Source organism: Nigerium sp. (genome assembly GCF_039811905.1).
Classification (GTDB): domain Bacteria; phylum Actinomycetota; class Actinomycetes; order Propionibacteriales; family Propionibacteriaceae; genus Propioniciclava.
Genome location: NZ_JBDHZL010000014.1, coordinates 22,227 through 46,009 on the forward strand (window position 1 = coordinate 22,227; position 23,783 = coordinate 46,009).

21 protein-coding genes are annotated in these 23,783 nt (G+C 71.3%); 9 read left to right on the top strand and 12 right to left on the bottom strand.

Annotation, left to right across the window (positions count from 1 at the left end):
- Positions 1 to 60: 60 nt before the first annotated feature.
- Entirely contained in the window at positions 61 to 1,515 is a 1,455-nt protein-coding gene (locus tag WMJ97_RS04745) for a hypothetical protein (RefSeq protein ID WP_347347820.1), read from the bottom strand.
- A complete protein-coding gene (locus WMJ97_RS04750) occupies positions 1,508 to 2,329 on the bottom strand; it encodes a hypothetical protein (RefSeq protein WP_347347821.1) in 822 nt (273 codons plus the stop codon). Before WMJ97_RS04750 ends, WMJ97_RS04745 begins: the two co-directional genes overlap by 8 nt.
- Before the next feature lie 74 nt (positions 2,330 to 2,403).
- Here WMJ97_RS04750 and WMJ97_RS04755 point away from each other — a divergent pair, with 74 nt between their 5' ends.
- Positions 2,404 to 4,329, top strand: coding sequence for a glycosyltransferase family 2 protein (locus WMJ97_RS04755; protein WP_347347822.1), 1,926 nt, complete (start codon positions 2,404 to 2,406; stop codon positions 4,327 to 4,329).
- Positions 4,330 to 4,332: 3 nt separating this feature from the next.
- Here the strand turns inward: WMJ97_RS04755 and WMJ97_RS04760 are convergent, their stop codons facing one another.
- The 5 genes from WMJ97_RS04760 to pseB are packed head-to-tail and all read right to left on the bottom strand — an operon-like array spanning position 4,333 to position 9,852.
- The gene (locus tag WMJ97_RS04760; protein WP_347347823.1) at positions 4,333 to 5,133 is read right to left on the bottom strand and encodes an SDR family oxidoreductase; all 801 of its coding nucleotides are present in this window, start codon (positions 5,131 to 5,133) and stop codon (positions 4,333 to 4,335) included.
- Positions 5,130 to 6,023, bottom strand: coding sequence for an aldo/keto reductase (locus WMJ97_RS04765; RefSeq protein WP_347347824.1), 894 nt, complete (start codon positions 6,021 to 6,023; stop codon positions 5,130 to 5,132). The genes WMJ97_RS04760 and WMJ97_RS04765 overlap by 4 nt, the downstream gene beginning before the upstream one ends.
- Positions 6,020 to 7,729, bottom strand: a complete 1,710-nt coding sequence (locus WMJ97_RS04770; RefSeq protein ID WP_347347825.1) for a hypothetical protein — start codon at positions 7,727 to 7,729, stop codon at positions 6,020 to 6,022. Before WMJ97_RS04770 ends, WMJ97_RS04765 begins: the two co-directional genes overlap by 4 nt.
- A gap of 10 nt (positions 7,730 to 7,739) precedes the next feature.
- Positions 7,740 to 8,864 carry a UDP-4-amino-4,6-dideoxy-N-acetyl-beta-L-altrosamine transaminase gene (pseC, locus tag WMJ97_RS04775; protein WP_347347826.1) on the bottom strand — a complete coding sequence of 375 codons (1,125 nt, stop codon included), beginning with the start codon at positions 8,862 to 8,864 and terminating at the stop codon, positions 7,740 to 7,742.
- 1 nt (position 8,865) lies between these two features.
- Positions 8,866 to 9,852 (bottom strand): UDP-N-acetylglucosamine 4,6-dehydratase (inverting), encoded by a 987-nt coding sequence (pseB, locus tag WMJ97_RS04780; protein ID WP_347347827.1) that lies wholly within the window; start codon positions 9,850 to 9,852, stop codon positions 8,866 to 8,868.
- 92 nt (positions 9,853 to 9,944) lie between these two features.
- On the opposite strand from pseB, the gene WMJ97_RS04785 reads away from it, so the two are divergent.
- The 6 genes from WMJ97_RS04785 to WMJ97_RS04810 are packed head-to-tail and all read left to right on the top strand — an operon-like array spanning position 9,945 to position 15,981.
- A complete protein-coding gene (locus tag WMJ97_RS04785; protein WP_347347828.1) occupies positions 9,945 to 10,991 on the top strand; it encodes a spore coat protein in 1,047 nt (348 codons plus the stop codon).
- Between the two features lie 9 nt (positions 10,992 to 11,000).
- On the top strand, positions 11,001 to 12,413 hold the full coding sequence (locus WMJ97_RS04790) for an NTP transferase domain-containing protein (protein ID WP_347347829.1): 1,413 nt from the start codon (positions 11,001 to 11,003) through the stop codon (positions 12,411 to 12,413).
- Between the two features lie 10 nt (positions 12,414 to 12,423).
- A complete protein-coding gene (gene purN, locus WMJ97_RS04795) occupies positions 12,424 to 13,011 on the top strand; it encodes a phosphoribosylglycinamide formyltransferase (protein ID WP_347347830.1) in 588 nt (195 codons plus the stop codon).
- Positions 13,008 to 14,585 carry a bifunctional phosphoribosylaminoimidazolecarboxamide formyltransferase/IMP cyclohydrolase gene (gene purH, locus WMJ97_RS04800; protein ID WP_347347831.1) on the top strand — a complete coding sequence of 526 codons (1,578 nt, stop codon included), beginning with the start codon at positions 13,008 to 13,010 and terminating at the stop codon, positions 14,583 to 14,585. Before purN ends, purH begins: the two co-directional genes overlap by 4 nt.
- A 10-nt stretch (positions 14,586 to 14,595) precedes the next feature.
- Entirely contained in the window at positions 14,596 to 15,510 is a 915-nt protein-coding gene (locus tag WMJ97_RS04805; protein WP_347347832.1) for a bifunctional methylenetetrahydrofolate dehydrogenase/methenyltetrahydrofolate cyclohydrolase, read from the top strand.
- A 3-nt stretch (positions 15,511 to 15,513) separates the two neighbouring features.
- A complete protein-coding gene (locus WMJ97_RS04810; RefSeq protein WP_347347833.1) occupies positions 15,514 to 15,981 on the top strand; it encodes a DUF3017 domain-containing protein in 468 nt (155 codons plus the stop codon).
- Positions 15,982 to 16,023: 42 nt separating this feature from the next.
- Here the strand turns inward: WMJ97_RS04810 and WMJ97_RS04815 are convergent, their stop codons facing one another.
- Complete coding sequence (locus tag WMJ97_RS04815) at positions 16,024 to 17,748, bottom strand: AMP-binding protein (protein WP_347347834.1); 1,725 nt, start codon at positions 17,746 to 17,748, stop codon at positions 16,024 to 16,026.
- A gap of 173 nt (positions 17,749 to 17,921) precedes the next feature.
- Complete coding sequence (locus tag WMJ97_RS04820; RefSeq protein ID WP_347347835.1) at positions 17,922 to 18,899, bottom strand: malate dehydrogenase; 978 nt, start codon at positions 18,897 to 18,899, stop codon at positions 17,922 to 17,924.
- A gap of 125 nt (positions 18,900 to 19,024) precedes the next feature.
- Between WMJ97_RS04820 and WMJ97_RS04825 the strand changes: the two genes are divergently transcribed.
- Together WMJ97_RS04825 and WMJ97_RS04830 are read left to right on the top strand one after the other, a co-directional pair.
- Entirely contained in the window at positions 19,025 to 19,735 is a 711-nt protein-coding gene (locus tag WMJ97_RS04825) for a substrate-binding domain-containing protein (RefSeq protein ID WP_347347841.1), read from the top strand.
- A 41-nt stretch (positions 19,736 to 19,776) separates the two neighbouring features.
- Positions 19,777 to 20,397, top strand: coding sequence for a histidine phosphatase family protein (locus tag WMJ97_RS04830; RefSeq protein WP_347347836.1), 621 nt, complete (start codon positions 19,777 to 19,779; stop codon positions 20,395 to 20,397).
- A gap of 127 nt (positions 20,398 to 20,524) precedes the next feature.
- On the opposite strand, the gene WMJ97_RS04835 is transcribed toward WMJ97_RS04830, so the two are convergent.
- From WMJ97_RS04835 to purU, 3 genes are all read right to left on the bottom strand, one after another.
- Positions 20,525 to 22,165: a cation acetate symporter gene (locus WMJ97_RS04835; protein WP_347347837.1), complete on the bottom strand. Its 1,641-nt coding sequence runs from the start codon at positions 22,163 to 22,165 to the stop codon at positions 20,525 to 20,527.
- The gene (locus WMJ97_RS04840; protein ID WP_347347838.1) at positions 22,162 to 22,647 is read right to left on the bottom strand and encodes a DUF485 domain-containing protein; all 486 of its coding nucleotides are present in this window, start codon (positions 22,645 to 22,647) and stop codon (positions 22,162 to 22,164) included. The genes WMJ97_RS04835 and WMJ97_RS04840 overlap by 4 nt, the downstream gene beginning before the upstream one ends.
- 238 nt (positions 22,648 to 22,885) lie before the next feature.
- Positions 22,886 to 23,737 carry a formyltetrahydrofolate deformylase gene (gene purU / locus WMJ97_RS04845; protein ID WP_347347839.1) on the bottom strand — a complete coding sequence of 284 codons (852 nt, stop codon included), beginning with the start codon at positions 23,735 to 23,737 and terminating at the stop codon, positions 22,886 to 22,888.
- Between the last annotated feature and the right edge of the window lie 46 nt (positions 23,738 to 23,783).

A 23,783-nucleotide genomic window follows, 5' to 3' on the forward strand; every position in this document is an offset into this window, starting at 1 on the left:
CGGCCTGGGGACGAGGACGCGGCGCCATCCGGCAGCGCGGCTCGGATCTGCGGCGAGCCCCTAGCCGCGGAGTCGCCGGAGGACGCCCTTGGCCACGCGTTTGCCCTTCCCGGCGACGCGACGCGCGGTCCGGACCGCCTTGTCGCCGACCTTGTGACTGACGTACTGCAACTCGGTCCAGGCCAGCCGGGAGCGCAGGGTGCGGATGGTCTCGTTGTTCCGGTCGATCGCCGCGACCAGTTGCTGTTCGTCGAGCGCGTCGAACGGGTCGCGGGCCGAAGGCGCGGCGATCACGAACTCACGCACGGGCCGGCTGGGCTCGGGCAGCCCGGCCATGGCTCCGATCGCCCGCAGGAGGTCCGCGTCGTCCATCGTGGACGGCCACGGGTGCCGCCAATGCCGGCCGCGCACGATCGCCACGAACGTCGCGAGCGCCGCCCACAGGTCGTCGAGGGTCGCGGATCCGGACGCCTCGACGACGCCCGTCATGCCGTCGGGTCCGCTGAGCACGAGCGAGGGGCTCGGGTCGACCGGACGCCCCTCCACCGCTTCGCGCCACGCGCGGAGCAACCCGCGCAACGTCGGGAGGTCGTGGGAGGCGCATCCGTCGGCGAGGAGTGCCAGCAGCGGCGTCCCACTGCCGCCGTCCTCGCGCCACTCCGTCACAGGCCCATGCTCGACGAGCGTGGCCGCAAGAGCCGTGTGGGTCGGCTCGGTCGGCCGCAGGACGAGGAGCCAGCCCGACGCCAAGGCGTCCGCCTGGCCGGCCATCCCGAACGACCGCAGAAGCCACGACGGGTCGGGCCCCCGCAACGGCCACGCGGCGGTGTGCCAGGCGACGACGTCGGCGAGGGCGCCGCGAGGAGTGTCGAGCCGGCGGGCGCTGCGGACGTCCGGGAAGCTCGGCCCGAGCGCCCACACGGTCGCGCCGCCGAGGGAGGCGGCCGCGGCGTCGGCAGTGCGGGGGCGAGAGGCGTCCCAGGTGGCCAGAACGTTCCAGTCGGCGTCCGAGTTGGCCAGCCGTGGGTTGTGCGTCGCCGTCAGGCGATGGAGCCCGAGGTCGTTCTCGACGGCGAGCACCACCGTGCCGGTCGGGCTCAGCCGGTCGGTGACGTCGGTGAGGATCGCGCCCCAAGGGCGGGCCTCGCTCTCGAGCGGCAGCACGCTGGCGAGGTCGGCGCACACGATCGTGTCGTAGCCGGACGCCTCCGCCGGCAGGTCGGCTACGTCGCCGCACCAGACGCGCCCCTCGGGCAGGCGTTCGCCGTAGGTCGCCGAGTCCGGGATCGACCGGACGACCGCGTCGACGCTCTCGGCCCTCGCGGAGACGTCGGCCAGCAGCGCCAGGTCCACCGGCCCGACGACCAGGCACCGGCCGTGGACCTGCGCGGAGATCAGGCCGGCGACGACTGAGGCGGCGCCGAGCGCGCCACGCTCGAGGTCGGACCAGTGTTGTGTCGCGCCTCTCACCAGGGTCACGTTGTCGGGGTGCGTGAGGGTGCGGATCTCAACCATGGTTCTCCCAACCGAGGACGACGCGGAGTTCGTCGGGGTCTAGCAAGTGATCGGCCCCGAGTTCGGCGTCGGCGACCGCTCGCGCACGGCCGGTGTCGAGGCGGGCACCGTACATGTCGGGGTACCAGGCGTGCAGCAATTCCTCTCCCAGGAAGCCTGGTTTGCCCCCGACGAAGTCCATCGGGTCGCCGTAGACGCCGGCCTCGCAGCCGGTGGCGAGACCGTACAGAATCGCCGTCGACAGCCGGTTGGACGCCACCCGCTTGTGGCGCCGCAGTTCGGAGAGTTGGCTATGGAGGAAGTTGCTCGTCGTCCCCGCCCACTTCGTGCCGCGGTGGCCGTGGCAGATGACCCGGAAGCCGGCGTCCTCGTAGAACCGGCGGATCTGGGGCTGCTCGTACTCGACGTAGTACAGGCACATGGTGACCGGGCCGTCTTCGGTCTCCTTGATCTCGTCGATCAAGCGCTGATGGTCACCCTCGACCTGCTCGTAGTCGACCGTGCCGTGGAACGGGTACCAGATGGTGCCTGAGCGCTCGGCGGTGTCGTCGGGGAGGAGTCTGTCGAGGTACAGGAACGGGGCGCCGATGACGAAGTAATCGCGCCAGCCGATGATCTGACCACGGCGGCGGCACACGTCCGACCAGGCGAATCGGGTGTATCCGACCGGGGGCTGATGCCCGTAGCCGTAGCCGTGAACGAACGTCCAGCCGTGCTGAACAATTCCCTGGATGGGCGGTGGGTTCGCCGCGTCGAGCCCACAGTAGTCGGCCAGGACGTGGGCGTGGCCGTACCAGTGGTTGCTCGAGTCCATGGCGGTCAGCATAGGGGCAGGATTCGCGGACGTGCGGCGCGACGCGACGGGGGTGTTCACGATAGAAAGGACGCATGTCCCCCAAGCTCAGCGTCGTTGTCCCCTTCCACGCCGTCGAGTCCTACATCGAGCCTTGTCTCGAGTCGATTCGGACCCAGTTGTATCCCAACATCGAGGTCATCATGGTGGATGACGGGTCCCCCGACGGAAGTTCGGCGATCGCCGAGCGGTACACCCGTCAGGACGACCGGTTCAAACTGATTCGGTTGCCCCATCCGCACGGGCCCGGCCCCGCCCGGAATGTGGGCATCGCGGAGGCGACGGGCGAATACCTCGCGTTCGTCGACAGCGATGATCTGCTGCCACCTCGGGCCTACACGAGGATGGTGGGTTCCCTCGAGCAGACAGGGTCCGATATCGCCGCCGGCAACGCGTGGCGCTTCTCGAACTCCACGGGCACGCGACCGTCGTGGACCCACCGTCAGGCGTTCGAGGAGGACCGGACGGCTACCCACATCAACGAGTTCCCGCTGCTCGTGCGCGACCGAATGCTGTGGAACAAGGTGTACCGCCGCTCGTTCTGGGACGCCCACGGCTACGAGTTCCCGGCGATTCGCTACGAGGACTACCCGGTGGCGCTGCGGGCGCACCTCGAGGCATCGTCGGTCGACGTCATCAGCAAGCACGTGTACCTGTGGCGTGACCGTGAGTCTGGGGACTCCATCACCCAACGGACTTTCGACGTCGACAACGCCCGCGACCGCGTGACCTCGGCGCACATGATCCTGGACTCGCTGGCAGAGGCGACGCCGGCGGTGGCGGAAGCCGTGCACGCGTACTTCATCGATGTCGACATCGTGGCGCTGGCGGGGGCTCTCGCGACCGCCCCTGCCGCCTATCAGCCCGAGTTGGAGACGCTGGCCATCGGGTTGGCGCGCCGCCTCGAGCCCCAGCAGCAAGGGCCGACTCGGCTGGCCCGTCTGGCGCACCTGGCGTTCCGGGACGGCGACGTCAACCTCCCCGTGGCCTTGGCTCGCTGGCGCTCCGACGGAGACCGTGCTGCGCTGCTCAAGGCCGTCGGCCGCGATCCGAAGCTCTACAAGGTGCCCTCCGTCGTTCGAGCCATCACGCCCCGCCGCCGAGTGCAGAACCCGCTGCGGCCACGCCGGCTGCGCGCTCAACTCATCGGGGGCCGTGTCGAGAACGCCGAGATGTTCCTCGACGTCGAGTTCAAGCTGCGGCGTCAGTTCGCACAGGGAGCCACGGTCCACGCGGTGATCGAGAAGGGACGCGGCGAGATCCCCATCGACTCGATGGAGCCCGTGCCCGGCGGTGTGCGCCTCACGCTTCGGATCGGCGCCGACACGGTCGAGAGGCTGGGCCGGAAGGATCGGCGCGTCCGGCTGCACGTGCGCAACGGCGTCCTTCGGTGGGCGGGAGGAATCGAGCTTGTCGACGCCGTCACGCCGCCGGTGGCCCGCCTGGCCAACGGGCGGTGGCTCTCGGCACGCCGTGCCGACGCCAACAGCGTCGCCTTGCACCTCGGCTACGTCGTGAATCCGGTGCCTGCGGCGGCGCGGATCGTCGATGGCGACTTCGTGCTCGACTTCGCGCATCATCGCACCGGCACGCTCGCCGTGGTCCGGCCAGAGCCGACGCCGTGGCTCTCCGTGCCGATCGCCGACGGCGTGGCGCGCATCCCGTCCGCGGACGTTCTCGAGGGGGATCCCTCCGACAACCCCTTCTCGGGTCGCGCCTATCGTGAGGTCACCGTCTTGCGCGGGCATTCGTGGGCGCGGGTCTACCTCACGAACGCGGTCGATGAGATCCGGGTCGGCGAGGCGACCTTGGAGTTGCAGCCTGCGACGGCAGGGTACCTGCAGCTCGTCCACGACCGGCATCTCGACGACGCGCTCCTCGACGCGGAGGCCACCGAGTCGGCGACGAACCGACGCGGGGAGGAACTGGCGAACGAGGAGGCGCGCGCGACGGACGCCTGAGCGTCAGCGGGCCGTCCAGCCGCCGTCCACGGTGACGGTCGAGCCGGTGACGAATGTCGAATGCGGTGAGGCGAGGAAGAGCAGGGCGGTGCGAATCTCGTCGGGGCGTCCGATGCGCCGTAGGAGGGTATGGGCCCCCAGGTCTGCGATGAACAAGGTGTTGGCCTGGGCGGCCTCCGCGGGGAACGGCCCGGGCACGATCGCGTTCGCCCGGACGCCTTGCGGGCCGAGTTCCGCAGCCTGATACCGGGTCAATTGCAGCAGTGCGGCCTTGACGGCGCCGTAGTACGGCGGCGTCCGGCCGGCCTCCGTCGCGTAGACGGCTAGGTCGGGCGCCACGACGCCGTACATCGAGGAGACGTTGATCACGCTGGGAGATCCGCCTGCCGCGACCGAGGCGGCGAAACCCGGGCGTGCCGCCTCGGCCCCGCGCCAGGCCGCCTTCACCGCCAACTCGTAGGCCTCGTCGAACAGCTCGCCGGTTGCGGTCGCCAGCGAGCCGCCGTGCCCGACGTGCGCGTTGTTGACCAGCACGTCCAGCCGCCCGTGCGCCTCCGCAACCTCGGAGACGAATGCGGGCCAGGCGTCCGAGGCGACGTCGACGGGCCGCGTCCGGATCGTCAGTCCGTCCTCGGCGAGTCGCCCGGCGAGGGCGTCCAGCTTGCTCGGCGTCCTGGAGACCGCGTAGACGGTCGCTCCGGCAGACGCTAACGCGGAGACCATCGGCCCACCGAGCCAGCCGGTCGCGCCGGTGACGATCGCGACCGCGCCGTCCAGCCGAAAGAGATCCGCGCCATCGATCATGACTTCCTCCAGGTGCTGGGGTCCACGAGGCCGGCTGATCCGGCAGGCAGACGCTCGCCGACGAGGGCCAACTCGTCAGCGGTCAGCGGGGGGTTGCGGGCCAGCGCCGCGTTCTGCTGAACCTGCTCGGGCGTCTCCGCCCCCAGGACGACCGACGTCACGAAGCCGTGGCCGAGGGCGTAGGCGACGCACAGATCGGCCCGGTTGGTGCGCCCCAGTTCGCTGACCAACGCCTCGATCGCAGGGACGTGCTGGGCGCCCTCGGCCGGGTCCGGCCAGTCGGACGCCGCCCCGCCGGCGAGCAGCCCCTGCAGAAACACGCTGCGGACGGTCACCGTGACGTCGGGACGCCGCTCCAGCGCGGCGAGCACCGGCTTCGCCAGCCAGCGGCGATCCACCAGGTTGAACGGGAATTGGACGTACCCGAGCAGCGGGTCCTCCAGCAGCGGCAACAGCTCGTCGGGGGCCGCCAGCGATGCCCCGACGGCCGCGAGGCCGGTCTCGCGTGCCTGCCGCAGCACATCCCGGACGCCTGGCCGCCACCAATCCGCCGCGCGGTGCACGAGCACGGCGTCGAGCTGGGTGGAGGCGAGCGCCGCACGCGAGGCGTCCAGGGAGGCGGCCGCGTCGGTGGCCGCCTCGGCGTCCGACGTCAGCGGGGCAATCTTGGTGATCACCCGCGGAATGGGCGACCCGCCGGCCGCCGCCCCGATGGCCTCCTCGGAGTCGCCGTAGGCGCGGGCGGTGTCGACGTGGCTCGCGCCCCCCGCGACCGCTTCGGCCAGGATGCGTCGAGCTGAGTCGCGGGACGGCTTGCCCGTCCGGTTGACGATCCCATAGTCGAGACCGAGTTGGACGCCGCCCAGGATCCAGCGGCTCTGCGCGATCATGCGTCGCCCCGGCGAGGGCAGACGACGAGTTTGCCGGGCGCCGGCACCAGCGCGGCCGACGTGCAATCAAAGGCACGGTCGATCGCGGTGCGGGCCTCGGCGGGCAGCCGGTGGGGCGGAATCCAGCCGGTGTCCCAGATCAGATACCGGGCGCCGTCGGCGTCGGTCAAACAGCGCATGCTGTCGGCGTAGCTGCGGGTGGGTACCACGACTGCCGGGTAGACCGTCGCGCGCTGTAACCACTGCGGCGATGGGTAACGGCAGGTCGTGGGGTTGCCGAGTGCGTAGTTGATGGAGCCGAAGGTGAGGTAAAGAACATCGGTGCGAGCGCCGATGCGCCCGCGCAGTTGTGTGTACTGCGCTTCGCTGGCACGGACGCCGGCCGGGTTCGGAACGGCGCCGATCTGGGCGTTCATCACGTCGAATGAGTAGGACGAGGTCGGTAGGTTCGCCACGGCCAACGAGGCGGCGAGCGCGACGGGGGCTGCGACGAACCAGCCCCGGGCCGCGGGTCGCCGTGCGGTGAGCGCGAACAGCAGCAGCCCCAGCAGCACGATGACGCCGATGGCCCCGATCGCCACCGACAGGTGCCCGCGCCGCCAGGCGAGAGGCTGAGCGAGTAGGACGCCCCCCGCCACCGCGACCGCAGCGGTCGCCAGCGACAGCGCGGGCGCGATGTTCGGCCGGACAATCAGGGCGAGCCCCCAGACCGCGGCCGCCGCCAGGGGCAGCGAGGAGTAGTGGTACATGAACTCTTCGCCCTGAAGGTAGCCCGGCAGCGCGCTCGCGACCACGGAGGCTAGGCCGCACAGGGCGAATTCGACCCGGCGGCCGGCCGACCTCCCGGAGGCCGACGCCAGGCCGACCAGTGCCAGCGGGACCGTCGCGATCAACGGGACGAGCACCGCATTGTTGGCCACGAAGGTGGCCCAGTGGTGCAGGTCGGACAGTCGCAAGCCGTGGGAGAGCGGCGATTGGCGAGGCAGGTGGCCCTGATCGACCGTCCAGGTGATCTCCCACGGGAACGCGACGACGTTGAGGGCGAGCCACCCAGCGCCCCACACGGCCGTCGCGACCGCCGCGCCGACCGCGAGCCGGCGGTCGGCGATCCAGAGCGCCAGGACGCCCGCGATCACGAGCGGCGCCGCCGGCGCCTTCATCGCGACGACCAGCATGAACAGCAGCCCGGCGAGGACCGCGCCCACCCAGCGCCGGCGGGGGATCAGGCCGACTCCCACGCCCGCCACCGCGATCACGCCAGCCACCCAGTCGGGCTCCAGGAAGTTCCAGGGCGGTGCGACCACGCCGGCGGCCGTCACCGCCCCCGAGACCAGGGCCGCGCGGGAGGCGTCCAGGTGCCGACGCAGGCCCGCGAAGAGCAGCAGTCCGGCGATCGCGACCAGCACCCCGGCCTCCGCGCGGACGATCGCCTGCGCCAAGCCTCCGTTGGCGACGGGGGTGACCAGCCCGCGCACGGCGTCCATGCCCTGGATGAGGAGGCGATAGGGCAGCGGGCGGGCCATGAAGAGGTCGACCGTGCTGATGCCTTGCCCGGCCGTCGTCTCCAGGGTCCCGAAGGCATAAGTGACGTCACCGTTCAGCCGCGCGGGAAAGCTCGCCGCGAACGCGACGAGCACGGCGACAACGCCCACGACGTGCGTCGCGAGCGGGGGCGTCGGGCCGGTGGAGGCGGCCTTCGCGCTCACCGCCGCGCCCTCAGCCGACGATGCCGGTCAGCGTCTCGATGACGCGATCGACGTCGGAGTCGGTGAGGTCGGCGAACATCGGCAGCGACAGCTCCTCGGCGTAGAACTGCTCGGCGTTCGGGCACAGGCCGCGCCGGAAGCCCAGGTCCTCGAACAGCGGGTGCCAGTACACCGGGATGTAGTTCACCTGCACCCCGATGCCGGACGCGCGCATCTTCTCGAAGACCTCGCGGCGCCGGCCGTCCTTGATGCGCACCGGGTAGAGGTGCCAGGTCGGGTCGACGCCCTCCCGGACGCCGTGGATGCCGAGCCCGTCGACCCCCGCGAACGCCTCCTGGTAGCGCGCGAAGATCTCGGCGCGCCGCGCCTTGAAGGACGCCAGCCGCTTCAGCTGGCTGAGGCCGAGCGCGCAGTGGACGTCGGAGAGCCGGTAGTTCAGCCCCCAGGAGTGCACCTCCTGGTGCCACGGGCCCTCGTCGGGGTAGCGCATCCGGTCGCGGTCGCGCACGAGCCCGATGAAGTGGAACTCGTGAGCGCGCTGGCCGAGCGCCGCGTCCCTCGTCGCGACCGCGCCGCCCTCGGCGGTCGTCATGTTCTTGGTCGGGAAGAACGAGAAGGTCGTGAGGTCGGCGACCGAGCCCACGTGGCGTCCGTGTGTCAGCGAACCGATCGAGTGCGCCGCGTCCTCCACCGTGAGCGCCCCGACGCCGTGCGCCAGCTCGTTGATCCGGTCGATCTCGACCGGCTGGCCCGCGAAGTCGACGGGCGCGACCACCTTCGTGCGTTCGCTGAGGAGGGGCTCGATCGCCGCCGGATCCACGTTCGCCGTGTCCGGCTCGATGTCGGCGAACTTGATGGACGCCCCGAGCGCGACCGCGCACGACGCGGTCGCCACGAACGTCATCGGCGTCGTGATCACCTCGTCGCCCGGACCGACGCCCGCGGCCGCGTACGCCGTATGCAGGGCCGCCGTGCCGGACGTCACCGACACGGCCCGGGCGGCGCCGACGTACTCGGCGATGGCCTCCTCGAACGCCGTGACCGTCGGCCCCGTTGTCAGCCAGTCGCCGCGCAGCACGGCCGCGACGGCCTCGATGTCGTCCTCGTTGATGGACTGTCGGCCGTAAGGGAGCACGTCAGACCTCCGTGGCCAGGATCTTCATCATTTCCTCGCCCGAATACCACTGATCGTTCTTGTCCGACGTGTAATGGAACCCCTCGGGGACGGGCGTGCCGTGCTCGGGCGGCACGTAGCCCCACGTGGCGAGGTCGGGCTGCAGGACGAACCGGTGGTCCGAAATGCGCAGCGTGCGGCGCCCCTCCTCGGCGGAGATCATCTCCTCGTGCAGCTTCTCGCCCGGACGCAGGCCGATCTCGTGCATCTTCGCCCCCGGCGCCACCGCCTGGGCGAGGTCGACGATCTTCATCGACGGGATGCGCGGCACGAACAGCTCGCCGCCCTGCATCAGCTCGAAGCTGCCGACGACGAACTCCACCGCCTGCGGCAGCGTGATGAAGAACCGCGTCATGCGGAAGTCGGTGATCGGCAGCGAGTCGCCGCTCTCGGCGAGCCTGCGGAAGAACGGGATGACCGAGCCGCGGCTGCCCATCACGTTGCCGTACCGGACGACCGAGAACCGCGTGCCGTACGCCGCCGCGTAATGGTTGCCCGAGATGAACAGCTTGTCGGCCGTCAGCTTCGTCGCGCCGTACAGGTTGATCGGGCTGGATGCCTTGTCGGTGCTGAGCGCCACGACGCGCTTCACCCCCGCATCCATGGACGCCTCGATGACGTTCTGGCTGCCGATCACGTTCGTCTTCACGAACTCGTACGGGTTGTACTCGGCCGTGTCGACCTGCTTGTAGGCGGCAGCGTGCACCACGTAGTCGACGCCCCGCATCGCCCGGTTCAGCCGCGGGAGATCGCGGATGTCGCCGAGGAACCACCGCAGCCGCGGATCGTCGTTGAACATCTGCCGGCACTCGTACTGCTTGAGCTCGTCGCGGCTGTAGATCACGACCCGACGCGGGTTGATGTCGTTGAGCAGGCGCGTGACGAACGCCTTCCCGAAGGAACCGGTGCCGCCGGTAATGAGGATGGACGACCCTTCCAAGATGCTCACGTGGGGGATTCCTTTGCTCTCGGGGTGACTCCTGGGTGCCGGTGGCGGGCCGCACCCGCTCCCACCGCGCTTGGACACTACCATTCAGGGCCATGGTTGCCGCCCCGACTCCCCACACCCGTGTCGCCATCCGCTGCGACGCGACGACGCGCTCGGGAGTCGGCCATCTGGTGCGCCAGGTCGCCCTCGCCGAGGAGCTCGTGGGGCGGGGTCACGGCGTCCGGTTCGTGGGGGATCTCGAGGTGCCCTGGGCGCGCAAACAGGTCTCCGATCGGGGGTTCCGCTTGGACGCCGTCCCGCCCGGGCCGCTCGGCGCGGCCCTCGCGGCGTCCGGGGTGAACGCCGTCGTCATCGACGGCTACGAGATCGCCGCGGACGCCGGCCGCACCTGCCGGGCGTCCGGGCTCGGCGTCCTGACGATGGTGGACGGGCCCTTCGGGCTGCATCAGGACGCCGACGTCTACGTCGATCAGAACCTGGGCGCGGCGGCCCCGCCGAACGCGCGCCCGGGGGCGGAGTTCCTGCTGGGGCTCGACTACGTGCTGTTGCGCGACCTCGTGCGGGAGCGCCGCGACCGGGCCCAGCGGCGGCTCGCGCCCGGCGAGCCGCCGCGCGTGCTGGTCGTCTTCGGCGGCACCGACCCGTACGAGGGCGCGCCGGTGCTCGTCCCGATGCTGCTGGACGCCGACGTCCCGGTCGAGGTGCTCGCCATCGCCGCCCGCCCCGAGGTCGCCGCGCACCTCGACGGGCTGGAGCGCGCCGCGGGCCAGACCGTCACCGTGCTGCCGCCGACCGACGACCTGCCCGGCGTGGCGGCGTCCTGCGACGCGGTGGTCAGCGCGTCCGGCACGAGCGTGTGGGAGATGCTGTGCCTCGGCCTGCCGCTCGGCCTCGTCTGCGTCACCGAGAACCAGGTGCTGGGCTACCGCGAGGCCACGCGCGAGCTCTGCCTGCCGGTGGGGCAGTTGGGCCCCCTGCGCGCGGACGCCGCCGCCCGCCGCGCGGGCGTCGCCGAGCTGCGCCGGCTGCTCACCGACGCCGGGTTGCGGGAGCGCCTGGCCGCACGGGGGCGCGCGCTCGTCGACGGCCGCGGCCGCGAGCGGGTGGCGGACGCCGTGGAGCGGCTCGCCCTGCGCTAGCTTGAGCGCATGCGCACGCGTGTGGTGATCCAGTCGCGGTTGTCGTCGTCCCGGCTGCCCGGGAAGGCCCTGATGAACGTGGCGGGGATGCCGCTGATCGAGCTGGTCGCGCGGCGGGCGTCCCGCACGGGGTACGAGGTGATCGTGGCCACGTCGGTCGAGCCGTACGACGACCGCATCGCGACCCACCTGGAGCGCGTCGGCATCCCGGTGATGCGCGGCTCGCTGGACGACGTGCTGGGCCGGTTCGTCGAGGCCACCGCCGACCTGGCCCCCGGCGACCGGGTGGTGCGGCTCACCGGCGACAATCCGGTGGCCGACGCCGCCCTCGTCGACGAGCTGATCGACGCCGTGGTCGCCGACGGGCACACGTACGGCCGCATCGACACCGAGCGGGTGGCCGAGGGCATCAGCGCCGAGGTCTTCACCGCCGAGGCCCTCCGTGAGGCCGGCGAACAGGCCTACCTCCCGTACGATCGCGAACACGTGACGCCGTGGCTGCGTCGCGAGCTCGGCGAGTTGCTGTTCGCGCCCGCCGACAACCCCGGGGACCCCGTCGCCTACCGCTGCACGACCGACTGCCTCAACGACTACGACCGCATCAGCCGCCTGTTCGACGACGAGCCCGACCCGGTCGGCGTCCCGTGGTCGCGGCTGGTCGCGAAGCTGAAGAACGCCGTGGACGCCCTGGGCCCCATGGCGCGCCGCGCCGACCGGCCCGGGCCGCGGCTCACCGAGGTCGTGCTCGGCACCCGGCGCGTCGGCTACACGGGCCACAGCGAGACGCGGGACGGCTCGGTGGTGCGCGACGTCTTCGCCCAGGCCGTGAACCGCGGCGTCAGCCACGTGGTCGCCGCCGACCCGCGCGACACCGAGGTCGTCCGGCAGGGCACGCTGCCCGCGCTGCAGCAACGGCTCGGGACCATCGTCCGGCTGCCCGTGCTCGCCCACGACGCGACGCCGCGGCACCTCATCACCCAGGTCCGGGCGGCCGTCGAGCGGGCGTTCGCCGACGTCGGCCAGCGCAAGCTCGCGGGCGCCGTGTTCTCGTCGGTCGACGACGCCTTCGCCGGCGACGGTGCCACCTGGAAGCGCCTGTCCGACTACAAGCTGGCCGGCTCGGTCACCGAGATCGGCGTCAGCCTGCGCGACACGCAGGAGGTCGCGATCCTGGACCAGTTGCCCGGGCTCGACCTGGTGATCGTCCCCCTGGGCCGCGACGACCGGTTCCTGGCGCAGGCCATCGCCGACCGCCTCGACGACCTGGCCGCGCAGGGCGTCACGATCCTGGCCAGCGTCGGCGACGCGACCGCCGGGGCCGCCCTGGCCGCGCTGCGCGTGCCGTGGATCGACGCGGTGATCGTGGACGCGGCGACCGCCGACGACCTGGATGGCGTGCTCGACGCGGCGGCCGATCGCTAGGCTGGCGTCCATGACGTTCCGGCTCGCGGTCCTCGTCTCGGGCTCGGGCACCCTCTTGCAGGCGTTGCTGGACGCGCAGGCGTCCGGGGCGCTGCGGGCCGAGGTTGTGGCCGTGGGGTCCGATCGGCCGGGCATCGAGGGGTTGGCGCGCGCCGAGCGCGCGGGCGTCCCGACGTTCACGCACCCGCTCGCCCGGGGCGCCGATCGCGCGGCGTGGGACGCCGAGCTGGCCGGCCTCATCGGGGCCTACGAGCCGGACCTGGTCGTCTCGGCCGGGTTCATGAAGCTGGTCGGCGACGCCGTGCTGGCCCGGTTCGGCGGGCGCCTCATCAACACGCACCCCGCGCTGCTGCCGAGCTTTCCCGGCGCCCACGGCGTCCGGGACGCGCTGGCCCACGGCGTCAAGGTCACCGGCTGCACGGTCTTCGAGATCGACGCCGGGGTGGACACGGGCCGAATCATCGACCAGGTGCCCGTCCGGGTGGAGCCCGGCGACACCGAGGAAGCACTGCACGAGCGCATCAAGGTCGCCGAGCGGGCTCTGCTCGTCGACACGGTCAACGCGCTGGCGGACGCCGGCGCCGAAAGGGAGACATGAGCGAACGCAGCCCGATCCGTCGGGCGTTGGTATCCGTCTACGACAAGTCCGGGCTGGTCGACCTCGGCCGCGCCCTGGTCGACGCCGGCGTCGAACTGGTGTCCACCGGCGGCTCGTTCCGGGCGCTCACCCGGGCCGGCCTGCCCGTCACCGAGGTCGCCGAACTGACCGGCTTCCCCGAGTGCCTGGACGGCCGGGTCAAGACGCTGCACCCGAAGGTCCACGCCGGCATCCTCGCCGACCGCCGGCTCGAATCGCACCGCGCGCAGCTCGACGAGCTCGGCATCGCGCCGTTCGACCTCGTCGTGAGCAACCTCTACCCGTTCACCGAGACCGTCGCCTCGGGGGCCACCCCCGACGAGTGCGTCGAGCAGATCGACATCGGCGGGCCGTCCATGGTGCGCGCGGCCGCGAAGAACCACCCCAGCGTCGCGATCATCACCTCGCCCGCCCAGTACCCCCAGGTGCTGGCGGCCCTGGACGCCGGCGGCTTCACGCTGGACCAGCGCCGCGACCTGGCTGCGGCCGCCTTCGAGCACACCGCCGAGTACGACATCGCCGTGGCGGGCTGGATGAACGCGACGCTCGCCTCGCAGCCGGAGGAGGACGACGCGTCCACGGGCGCGGCGTTCCCCGCCTGGATCGGCGGCGCCTGGCACAAGGAGCACAGCCTGCGCTACGGCGAGAACAGCCATCAGCCGGCCGCCCTGTACTCCTACCCGGCCGGCCCCGACGGCATCGCCCAGGCGAAGCAGCTCCACGGCAAGGAGATGAGCTACAACAACTACACCGACGGGGACGCCGCCTACCGCGCCGCCTACGACTTCGACGAGCCGTGCGTCGCGATCATCAAGCACGCGAACCCGTGCGGCATCGCGGTGGCCGGCACGATCGCCGAGGCGCACGCCAAGGCGCACGCGTGCGACCCGCTGAGCGCGTTCGGCGGCGTCATCGCGACGAACCGTCCGGTCAGCCTCGAGATGGCCCAGACCGTCGCCGACATCTTCACCGAGGTCGTCATCGCGCCCGGCTACGAGGACGGCGCGGTGGAGGCCCTGTCGAAGAAGAAGAACGTCCGGCTGCTCGTCGCGCCGCCGTACCAGCATCGCGAGCGGCAGCTCCGCTCGATCTCGGGCGGCGCGCTCGTGCAGGCGCCCGACAAGCTGGACGCCGCCGGCGACGATCCGGCCACGTGGCAGCTCCAGGCCGGGGACGCCGTCGACGAGGCCACCCTCGCCGACCTCGCCTTCGCGTGGCGCGCCTGCCGCGCGGTGAAGAGCAACGCGATCCTGCTGGCGTCGGGCGGGGCGTCCGTGGGCGTCGGCATGGGCCAGGTGAACCGCGTCGACTCGTGCAAGCTCGCCGTCGAACGCGCCGGCGAGCGCGCGGCGGGGAGCGTCGCGGCGTCCGATGCGTTCTTCCCGTTCAGCGACGGCCCGGAGATCCTGATCGACGGGGGAGTGAAGGCCATCGTGGAGCCCGGCGGGTCGATCCGCGACGACCAGACCATCGCGCTGTGCAAGGAGCGGGGCGTCGCGCTCTACTTCACGGGCACGCGGCACTTCTTCCACTGATCGGAGGCTCATGACCGCCCAGAAGCTCGACGGCCTCGCCGTCGCCCGCGCGATCAAGGCCGAGCTGGCCGAGCGCGTCGCCGCCCTGCGCGAGCGGGGCGTCGTGCCCGGCCTCGGCACCGTGCTGGTGGGGGACGACCCCGGCAGCCACAGCTACGTGAAGATGAAGCACCGCGACTGCGAGCAGGTCGGCATCGGCTCGATCCGGGTCGAGTTGCCGGCGGACGCCTCGGCGGCCCAGGTCGCGGAGTCGATCGTCGCGCTGAACGAGGACCCGGCCTGCACCGGCTACATCGTCCAGCTGCCGCTGCCGAAGCACCTCGACGAGAACGCGATGCTCGAGTTGGTGGACCCGGCCAAGGACGCCGACGGCCTGCACCCGACGAACCTCGGACGCCTCGTGCTCAACGAGCCCGCCCCGCTGCCGTGCACGCCGCGCGGCATCGTCGAGCTGGTGCGCCGGCACGGCGTCGAACTCGCCGGCGCCGAGGTGTGCGTGGTGGGCCGCGGCATCACGGTGGGGCGTCCGCTGGGACTGATCCTGACCCGCCGCTCGGAGAACGCGACCGTCACCCTCTGCCACACCGGCACCCGCGACCTGGCCGCGCACACGCGCGCGGCCGACGTCGTGGTGGCCGCGGCCGGAGTTCCCGGGATGATCACGGCCGACATGGTGAAGCCGGGGTCCGTCCTGCTCGACGTGGGCGTGAGCCGCGTCGACGGCAAGACGGTCGGGGACCTTGCCCCCGACGTGTGGGACGTCGCGTCGTTCGTCTCCCCGAACCCCGGCGGGGTCGGGCCGATGACGCGCGCGATGCTGCTTTCCAACGTCGTGGACGCCGCCGAGGCCGCGTTCGCGCGGGCGCAGGCGTCCGGGGCGACGGAACCCGTCGTGACCGGGGCGACCGAGGCGTCCGGGGGGTAGGGCGTGACGAGCCCGAGCGGAGGGCGTCCGGGGCCCGGCGTCGGCCAGCAGGCCGGCGCGGGGGCGAGCCGGCCGGACGCCGCCGTGCGGCGTCCCCCGCAGGGCCGGCATCACTTCCGCCCACCCGACCCCGCGGACGCCGTCGACACCCCCTACGACGGCCCGCACGACCGGCTGCCGGGCCCGAGGGCCCCGCGGCCGTGGTACCTGCTCGTGCTCGGCCAGTGGCCCATCTTCGTCGTGCTGCTCGGTCTGGCGAGCGGGCTGGCGGTCGCCGGGTTCGGCTTCTGGCGGCGCGGCGCCACCATGATCGGGCTGACGATGGTGGGCGCGAGCCTCCTGCGCCTGCTGCCCGATCGCGTCGTCGGGCTGCTCAAGGTGCGCTCCCGCGCGCTGGACGTCACGCTGCTCGCCGTGCTGGCCCTCGGCATCCTGATCATGGCGTGGGTCATCAGCCCGACCCGCAAGTAGCGCCGGGCCGGGCCGCGGCCGACGGGCGGAAGGCCCGGGCGGCTATCGGAAATCCCGATCCAGGAACTGGCCCTCGGTGCGCCCGGACGCCACCCGCTCGGCCTCGGCGTGGCGCAAGTCCACGCGGCGGATCTTGCTCGAGATCGTCTTCGGCAGCTCCTCGACGAACTCGAGGATCCGGACCAGCTGGTAGCCGTTCAGCACCTCGCGCGCGTGGGCGAAGATCGCCCGCGCGGCGTCCGCCCCCGGCTGGAAGCCCTGCGCCAGGTGGACGTACGCCTTCGGCACCGCCCCGCGCAGCGGGTCGGGGCTCGGGACGACCGCGACCTCGGCCACGGCGTCCTGCTGCAGCAGCGCGGACTCCAGCTCGAACGGGCTGATCTTGTAGTCGGACGCCTTGAAGACGTCGTCCGCGCGGCCGACGTAGGTGAGGAAGCCCTCCTCGTCGCGCGACGCGATGTCGCCCGTGTGGTAGTAGCCGCCGCGGGTGGCCTCCTCGGTGAGCCCGGGGTCGTGGTAGTAGTCGCCCATGAGACCGACGATCGGCGTCGACAGGTCGAGGCAGATCTCGCCCTCGCCGACCCCCTCAACGCGCTCGTCGGTCGCGGTGTCGACGAGCACGACGGCGTAGCCGGGCATCGGACGCCCCATCGCGCCGGCCTTCATCGGGGCGCCCGGCGAGTTGCCGATCGAGCAGGTCATCTCGGTCTGGCCGTAGCCGTCGCGGATCGTGTTGTGCCAGGCGTCCCGCACCTTGTTGATGACCTCGGGGTTCAGCGCCTCGCCGGCGCCGACGAGCTCGCGCGGCGGTTTGGTGAGCTTGGTCAGGTCGGCCTGGATCAGCATCCGCCACACGGTCGGCGGCGCGCAGAAGCTGGAGACGTCGTGGCTGTCCATGATCTTCATGAGCGTGTCGGCGTGGAAGCGCGCGTAGTTGAAGATGAAGACGGTCGCCTCCGCCAGGAACGGGCTGAAGAAGTTGCTCCAGGCGTGCTTGCCCCAGCCGGGGGAGCTGATGTTCAGGTGGACGTCGCCCGGCCGCACCCCGAGCCAGAACATCGTCGACAGGTGCCCGACCGGGTAACTGACCTGCGTGTGGCGCACCAGCTTGGGCCGGGCCGTCGTGCCCGACGTGAAGTACAGCAGCGAGGTGTCGCCCGCGGGCGTGGGGCCGTCGGGCTCGAAGCCGGACGACGCGGCGTACGAGCCCTCGTACGAGACCCAGCCCGACGGTAGGTCGTCGCCGAGGCCGACCATGGTCGCGTCGGCCGTCACGCCGTCGAACTTGCCGGCGAGGTCGGTGGGCGCGAAGGTGAACGCCGCGCCGGCGGTGTCGATGCGCCAGGCGAGATCGGTCTCGCTGAGCAGCGTGGACGTGGGAATCGCGACGCCGCCGACCTTGAGGAGCGCCATCAGCACCTCCCACAGCTCGATCGTGTTGTTGAGCATCACGATCGCGCGGTCGCCGCGCTGCATGCCGAGGTCGTCGCGGAGCCAGGAGGCGACCTGGTCGGAGCGGGCCGCGAGCTCGCCGTAGGTCCACTGACCCTCGTTGAGGTGCTCGTCGACGATCTTCACGGCGGGACGGTCGGGATGCTCGCCCGCGACCACGTCGAACCATTCGAGCGCGAAGTTGAACTCGTCGAGCTGCGGCCACGCGAACTCGGCCCGGACAAGATCGGGCTCGTAGGTGTGGGCGAGAAGGAAGTCGCGCGCCGAGCGAACGGCGTCGGTCGCCGGCGTGGAGGGGCGTCCTGCGTAGGTCATGAAGGACACGCTAGCGTAACAACCTACGGAACCGTAGGTTGTTGCCACCGGTGTCCGCGGCGCCCGTCGGCGCCCGGGGGCGTCCGGAAAGCGGCCGACGCCGGGGGCGTCCGGAGGCCTTAACGGCGTCGTGGCGCGCCCCCAGGGGCGCGCCACGACGGTGAGGTACCGGCTCAGATGAGGCCCAGCTCCTTGACGGCCGCGCGCTCGTCTTCGAGTTCGGCGACCGAGGCGTCGATCTTGCCGCGGCTGAAGTCGCTGACCTCGAGGCCCTGCACGATCTCGTACTTGCCGCCCGAGAAGGTGCACGGGAACGAGGAGATCAGGCCCTCGGGGACGCCGTAGCTGCCGTCGGACACGACCGCCATCGACTGCCAGTCATCGGCACCGAGGACCCAGTCGCGCATCGCATCGATGGTCGCGTTGGCGGCGGACGCGGCCGACGACGCCCCGCGGGCCTCGATGATCGCGGCGCCACGCTTGGCGACGGTCGGGATGAAGTCGTTCTCGATCCACGCCTCGTCGACGAGGTCGAGGGCGTTCTTGCCGGCGACCTTGGCGTTCGTGATGTCGGGGTACTGCGTCGAGGAGTGGTTGCCCCAAATGGCGACCTTGGAGATGTCGGCCACCGGGGCGCCTGTCTTCTTCGACAACTGGGCGAGCGCGCGGTTGTGGTCGAGCCGCGTGAGGGCCGCGAAGCGGTCGTCCGGAATGTCGGGGGCGTTGCTGCGCGCGATCAGGGCGTTCGTGTTCGCCGGGTTGCCGGTGATGAGCGCCCGGACGTCGTCGGCGGCGGAGTCGTTCAGGGCCTTGCCCTGAGCGGTGAAGATCGCGCCGTTGGCGCTCAGCAGGTCGCCGCGCTCCATGCCCTTCGCGCGGGGCCGAGCCCCGACGAGCAGGGCGATGTTCACGCCGTCGAAGACCTTCTTGGCGTCGTCGCCGATCTCGACGCCAGCCAGGTTCGGGAACGCGCAGTCGTCGAGCTCCATGACCACACCCTCCAGCGCCTTCAGCGCCGGCGTGATCTCGAGCAGTCGCAACTCGACCGGCCGGTCGCCCAGCAGGGCACCGCTGGCGATGCGGAACAAGAGGCTGTAGCCGATATTTCCGGCGGCGCCGGTGACGGCAACCTTGACAGGGGCGGTGCTCACAACTGTTCCTCCGTTGGTTCAGTGATCGAAGAGATGATTAGGTGGTAAGGACGCTAGCATCATCGGCGATCGCGCGTGAGGAAGGGGTGCAGGTGAGACACTGTCTCCTTTTTGTCTTGGCCCTGGTGACCGGGCTCGTCCTCACTGGGTGCAACGGCCCCTCGCCGGAGGCGAAGACGGTCACGGTGTACGCCGACGCGGCGGCGTCTGACGCCCTCCGCGCCGGCGCGCGGGTCTTCCGGCAGACCCGCACCGTGACGGAGGTGCGCGTGCAGCCGGGCGGCTCGAACGACGTGGTCGATCGCCTCACCGGCGGCGCCCAGGGCGACGCGCTGGTCGTCCCGGAGACCGGGATGAAGCGCGCTCAGCGCGCGGGCCTGATCTCGGGCGGGGTCTGGACCGTGGCCCGCGACGGCCTCGTCCTCGTGGTCGCGAAGGGGAACCCGCTCGATATTACGGGGCTCGATTCGATCGGGGAGGACGTGGGGCTCGCCTTGTGCGACGACGCCGACCCCTGCGCGTCCGAGGCGCGCGAACTGGCCGACGACGCGGACGTCCGGTTGATGCCGGAGTCGCGGGGGAAGGACGCCCTTGCCGTGCGCGACATGGTCGCCACCGGCAAGGAGGACGTGGGGATCACGTACGCGTCCGTCGCCGCGACGCACCCCGACGGCATCGACGTGATCCCGCTGCCGGGCGCCGAGCGCGTCGTGCGCGTGCAGGCTGCGCTGCTGGCCGACTCGCGCTCGCCGGGCCCGGCTGAGGACTTCGTGAAGTTCCTCGCCTCGCCGCAGGGGCAGGCCGCGCTCCGCGAGCGGGGTTTCACCGCCCCCTGACCGGGGCGGCCCGCGTGCGCGCGCTGGCTAGGCTGGGGCGCATGAGACTGCACCTCGTCCGGCACGGCCGCACCCCCTCCAACGTCGAGCAGGTGCTCGACACCACGTTCCCCGGGGCCGGGTTGGACGCCGTGGGCGTCGCGCAGGCGGAGGCGCTCGTGAGGCGCTTCGACGGCGTCCCGCTCGAGGGACTGTTCGTGTCGGACCTGCCGCGCACGCAGCAGACCATCTCCCCGCTGGCCGCCGCGCGCGGCCTGGAGCCGACGGTGCTGCCGGGGCTGCGCGAGATCCAGGCGGGCGACGAGGAACTCTCGCGTGACTACGGGCCCTACATCAGCGTCTTGCGGAATTGGGCGGTCGGTGACGGGCGGGCCGCGATGCCCAACGGGGACTCGCGGGCGTCCTTCTTCTCCCGCTACGACGAGGCGGTCGCGACGATCGGGGCCGCCGGCCACGAGCACGCGCTGCTCGTGTCGCACGGTGCCGCGCTGCGCATGTGGGTCGGCGCGACGGCGTCCGGTCTCGACCCTGGGCAGGCGGCGCACCAGGTGATGGGCAACACGGCCGTGATCGTCCTGGAGGGCGAGCCTGGGGACTGGCACTTCGTGTCGTGGGACTCCGGGTACGACGTCGCGGGCAGCGACGGAGACCCGATCGACTAGGGGGCGCTGGGCTGGTCCCGACCGCTGGGCGGCGTCCTCTGGGCGGCGTCCGCTCGGGCCGGAGGGCGCGCGAGGGCCCGCGGACGAATCCGCGGGCCCTCGGTGCTGCAGAGCGCGTCCGGGGACGTCAGTGCGCGATCGCCTTCTCGGCGCCCGCGCCGGTCATGGACCGGACCTCCATCTCGGCCTGCCGCTCCGGGAATTCCGGCTTCGACGTCAGCGTGCCGATGATGCCGAGGAGGAAGCCGATGGGCACCGACACCAGAGCCGGGTTATCGTACGGGAACCAGGCGAAGTGCATCGTCGGGAACATCGCGCCCTTCGCGCCCGACACGGCCGGGGAGAAGATGATGAGCACGATGGCGGAGATGAGGCCGCCGTAGATGCTCCAGACCGAGCCGCGCGTGTTGAACCGCTTCCAGTACAGCGAGAACAGGATCGACGGCAGGTTCGCGGACGCCGCGACCGCAAACGCCAGCGCGACGAGGAACGCGATGTTCATGCTCTTGGCGAAGACCCCGCCGAAGATGGCGAGCGCGCCGATGACGATGACCGTCATGCGGGCGACCTTCACCTCCTGCGCCGGGTCGGCGTTGCCGTCCTTCATCACGGAGTTGTAGATGTCGTGCGCGAAGGACGCCGACGCCGTGATCGTCAGGCCCGCGACGACCGCCAGGATCGTGGCGAACGCGACGCCCGCGATGAGCGCGAGCAGGATCGTGCCGCCGGTGCCGCCGCCGGGCAGGAAGTAGGCGAGCGCCGGGGCGGCCGCGTTGACCTTGCCGGGCAGCGAGTCGATGAACTGCTGGCCGCCCGGGATGAGCGCGGCCGCGCCGAAGCCCAGCACCAGCGTGAACAGGTAGAAGGCGCCGATCAGGCCGATCGCCCAGGTCACCGAGCGGCGGGCCTCCTTGGCCGTGGGCACGGTGTAGAAGCGCATCAGCACGTGCGGCAGGCCGGCCGTGCCGAGCACGAGCGCGATCGACAGCGAGATGAACCCGACCGGGTTGCTGCCGTACTTGGCCATCGGCGGCAGCAGCTTGTCGCCGGCCTGGGCGACGAGCCCGTTCGCCGGGTCGTTGTTGACCTCGACCGCGCGGCCCATGACCTCGGACAGGTTGAACCCGAACATCGCGAGCACCCAGACGCTCATGATGCCGGCGCCCGCGATGAGCAGGACCGCCTTGATCATCTGCACCCACGTGGTGCCCTTCATGCCGCCGATGAGCACGTAGGCGATCATCAGGATGCCGACCAGCACGACGATGCCGTTCTGCGCGAACTCGCCGCGCAGGCCGAGCAGCAGGGAGACGAGGCTGCCGGCGCCGGCCATCTGGGCGAGCAGGTAGAAGAACGACACGGCGAGGGTCGAGATGGCCGCGGCCAGGCGGACCGGCTTCTGCCGCATCCGGAAGCTCAGGACGTCCGCCATCGTGTACTTGCCGGTGTTGCGCAGCGGCTCGGCGACGAGGAGGAGCGCGACGAGCCACGCCACGAGGAAGCCGATCGAGTAGAGCAGGCCGTCGTAGCCCGAGTAAGCGATGGCGCCGACGATGCCCAGGAAGGACGCCGCCGACAGGTAGTCGCCGGCGATGGCGAAGCCGTTCTGGCGTCCGGAGAACTGGGCGTTGCCGGTGTAGAAGCTGGACGCCGACTTCTTGTTGCTGCCGGACGTCACGCGGATCACGACGGTCAGCGTGATGACGACGAAGAGCGCGAAGATCGCGATGTTGACCAGCGGATTGCCGAGCTGGGTGGTCTGGTTCATCGGTCGGCCCCCTCCAGGTCGGCGCGCAGCTTCGTCGAGATCGGGTCGATCGAGCGGTTCATGTGGCGGATGTAGAGCCAGGTGATGAGGAACGTGGTCACGAACTGCAGCAGGCCCATGACCATGCCGATGTTCAGGTTGCCGATGAGGGGCGTCGCCATGAAGCTGCGGGCGAAGACCGAGAGCAGGACGTACACGAAGTACCAGATCAGGAAGACCGCGGACATCGGGAACGCGAAGGAGCGGAAGCGGCGGCGCAGCTCGGCGAACTCGTCGGTCGCCTGGACGCGGCTGAACGCCTCGCTGCTGATCGGGGCGTCGGGATCGCCGACGTGATCGAGCGCGGGGAGCGGGTTGTGCTCCGAGGGCAGGTGCCGCTCGGAGTCGTAGGCGTGCTGGTCTGAGGGGTCGAGATGGGCGGGAGTGTGGTCGGCGCTCCCGCCGTCGGGAGCGGTGTTCCGCTCGTGGTCGGGCGAACTCATGTGACCTCCGATGGTCAGGCCGAAGCCGGGTTCTGCGGGACGGCGTCCCTCGCGGGCATTTCACAACATGAGACGGTCACCGGCGCGGGGACACTCCGAACCGTCTTGAAGTACGGCATAGAGAATCACGAGATAGTGAGAAAAGTCCAGAGGGCGCGGCAGGAACCTGCACCTCTTTTCAGGGGACAACCGCGGCGTCCGGTTCGGGGCGTCGCCCGGCGGGGGACGCCCCCGGTTCTCAACGGAAGATGACCGTCCGGCGGTCGTCGAGGAACACGCGGTGCTCGGCGTAGAGACGGACGGCCTCGGTGAGCGTGCGCGACTCAAGCTCCTGACCTTTCGCGACCAGGGCGGGGACGGTGTCGGCGTGGTCGGTGCGGCCGACGTTCTGCTCGATGATGGGGCCCTCGTCGAGGTCCTCGGTGACGAAGTGCGCGGTGGCCCCGATGATCTTGACGCCGCGCGCGTGCGCCTGCCGGTAGGGGTTCGCGCCCTTGAAGCCGGGCAGGAACGAGTGGTGGATGTTGATCGCGCGCCCCGCGAGCGCCTCGCACAGCCGCGGCGACAGGATCTGCATGTAGCGAGCCAGGACGACGAGCTCGATGTCGTACTCGGCGACCGTGTCGAGCACCTTCGCCTCGAAGGCGTCCTTGGTCTCGGGCAGCACGACGTGCGACTCGAAGGGGACGCTGTAGAAACTCGCCAGGTCCTCCAGGACGTCGTGGTTCGCCATGATCTTCGCGACCGCGATCGGCAGCAGCCCGGCGCGCTGGCGGTAGAGGAGGTCGTTCAGGCAGTGGCCGGCCTTGCTGGCGAGGATCAGGGTGCGCCGGCGGCGTCCGACGTAGTCGAGGTGCCAGGTCGCGCCCAGGCTGCCCGCGATCGGCGCGACGGCGTTCTCGAACACCGAGCGGTCGAAGCCGGACTGCACCTGCACGCGCATGAAGAAGCGGCCGGTGTCGGTGGAGCTGAACTGCTGAAGTTCGGTGATGTTCCCCTGGGCGTCGGCGATGGCGCCCGTGACGCGGTGGACGATGCCGGGCCGGTCGTCGCATTGCAGGTTGAGCACCCAGTGGGATGAGTCGATCACGGGGCGCCACTGTAGCGCGGCGCGGGAGGGGCGGGCGTCCGGGGGG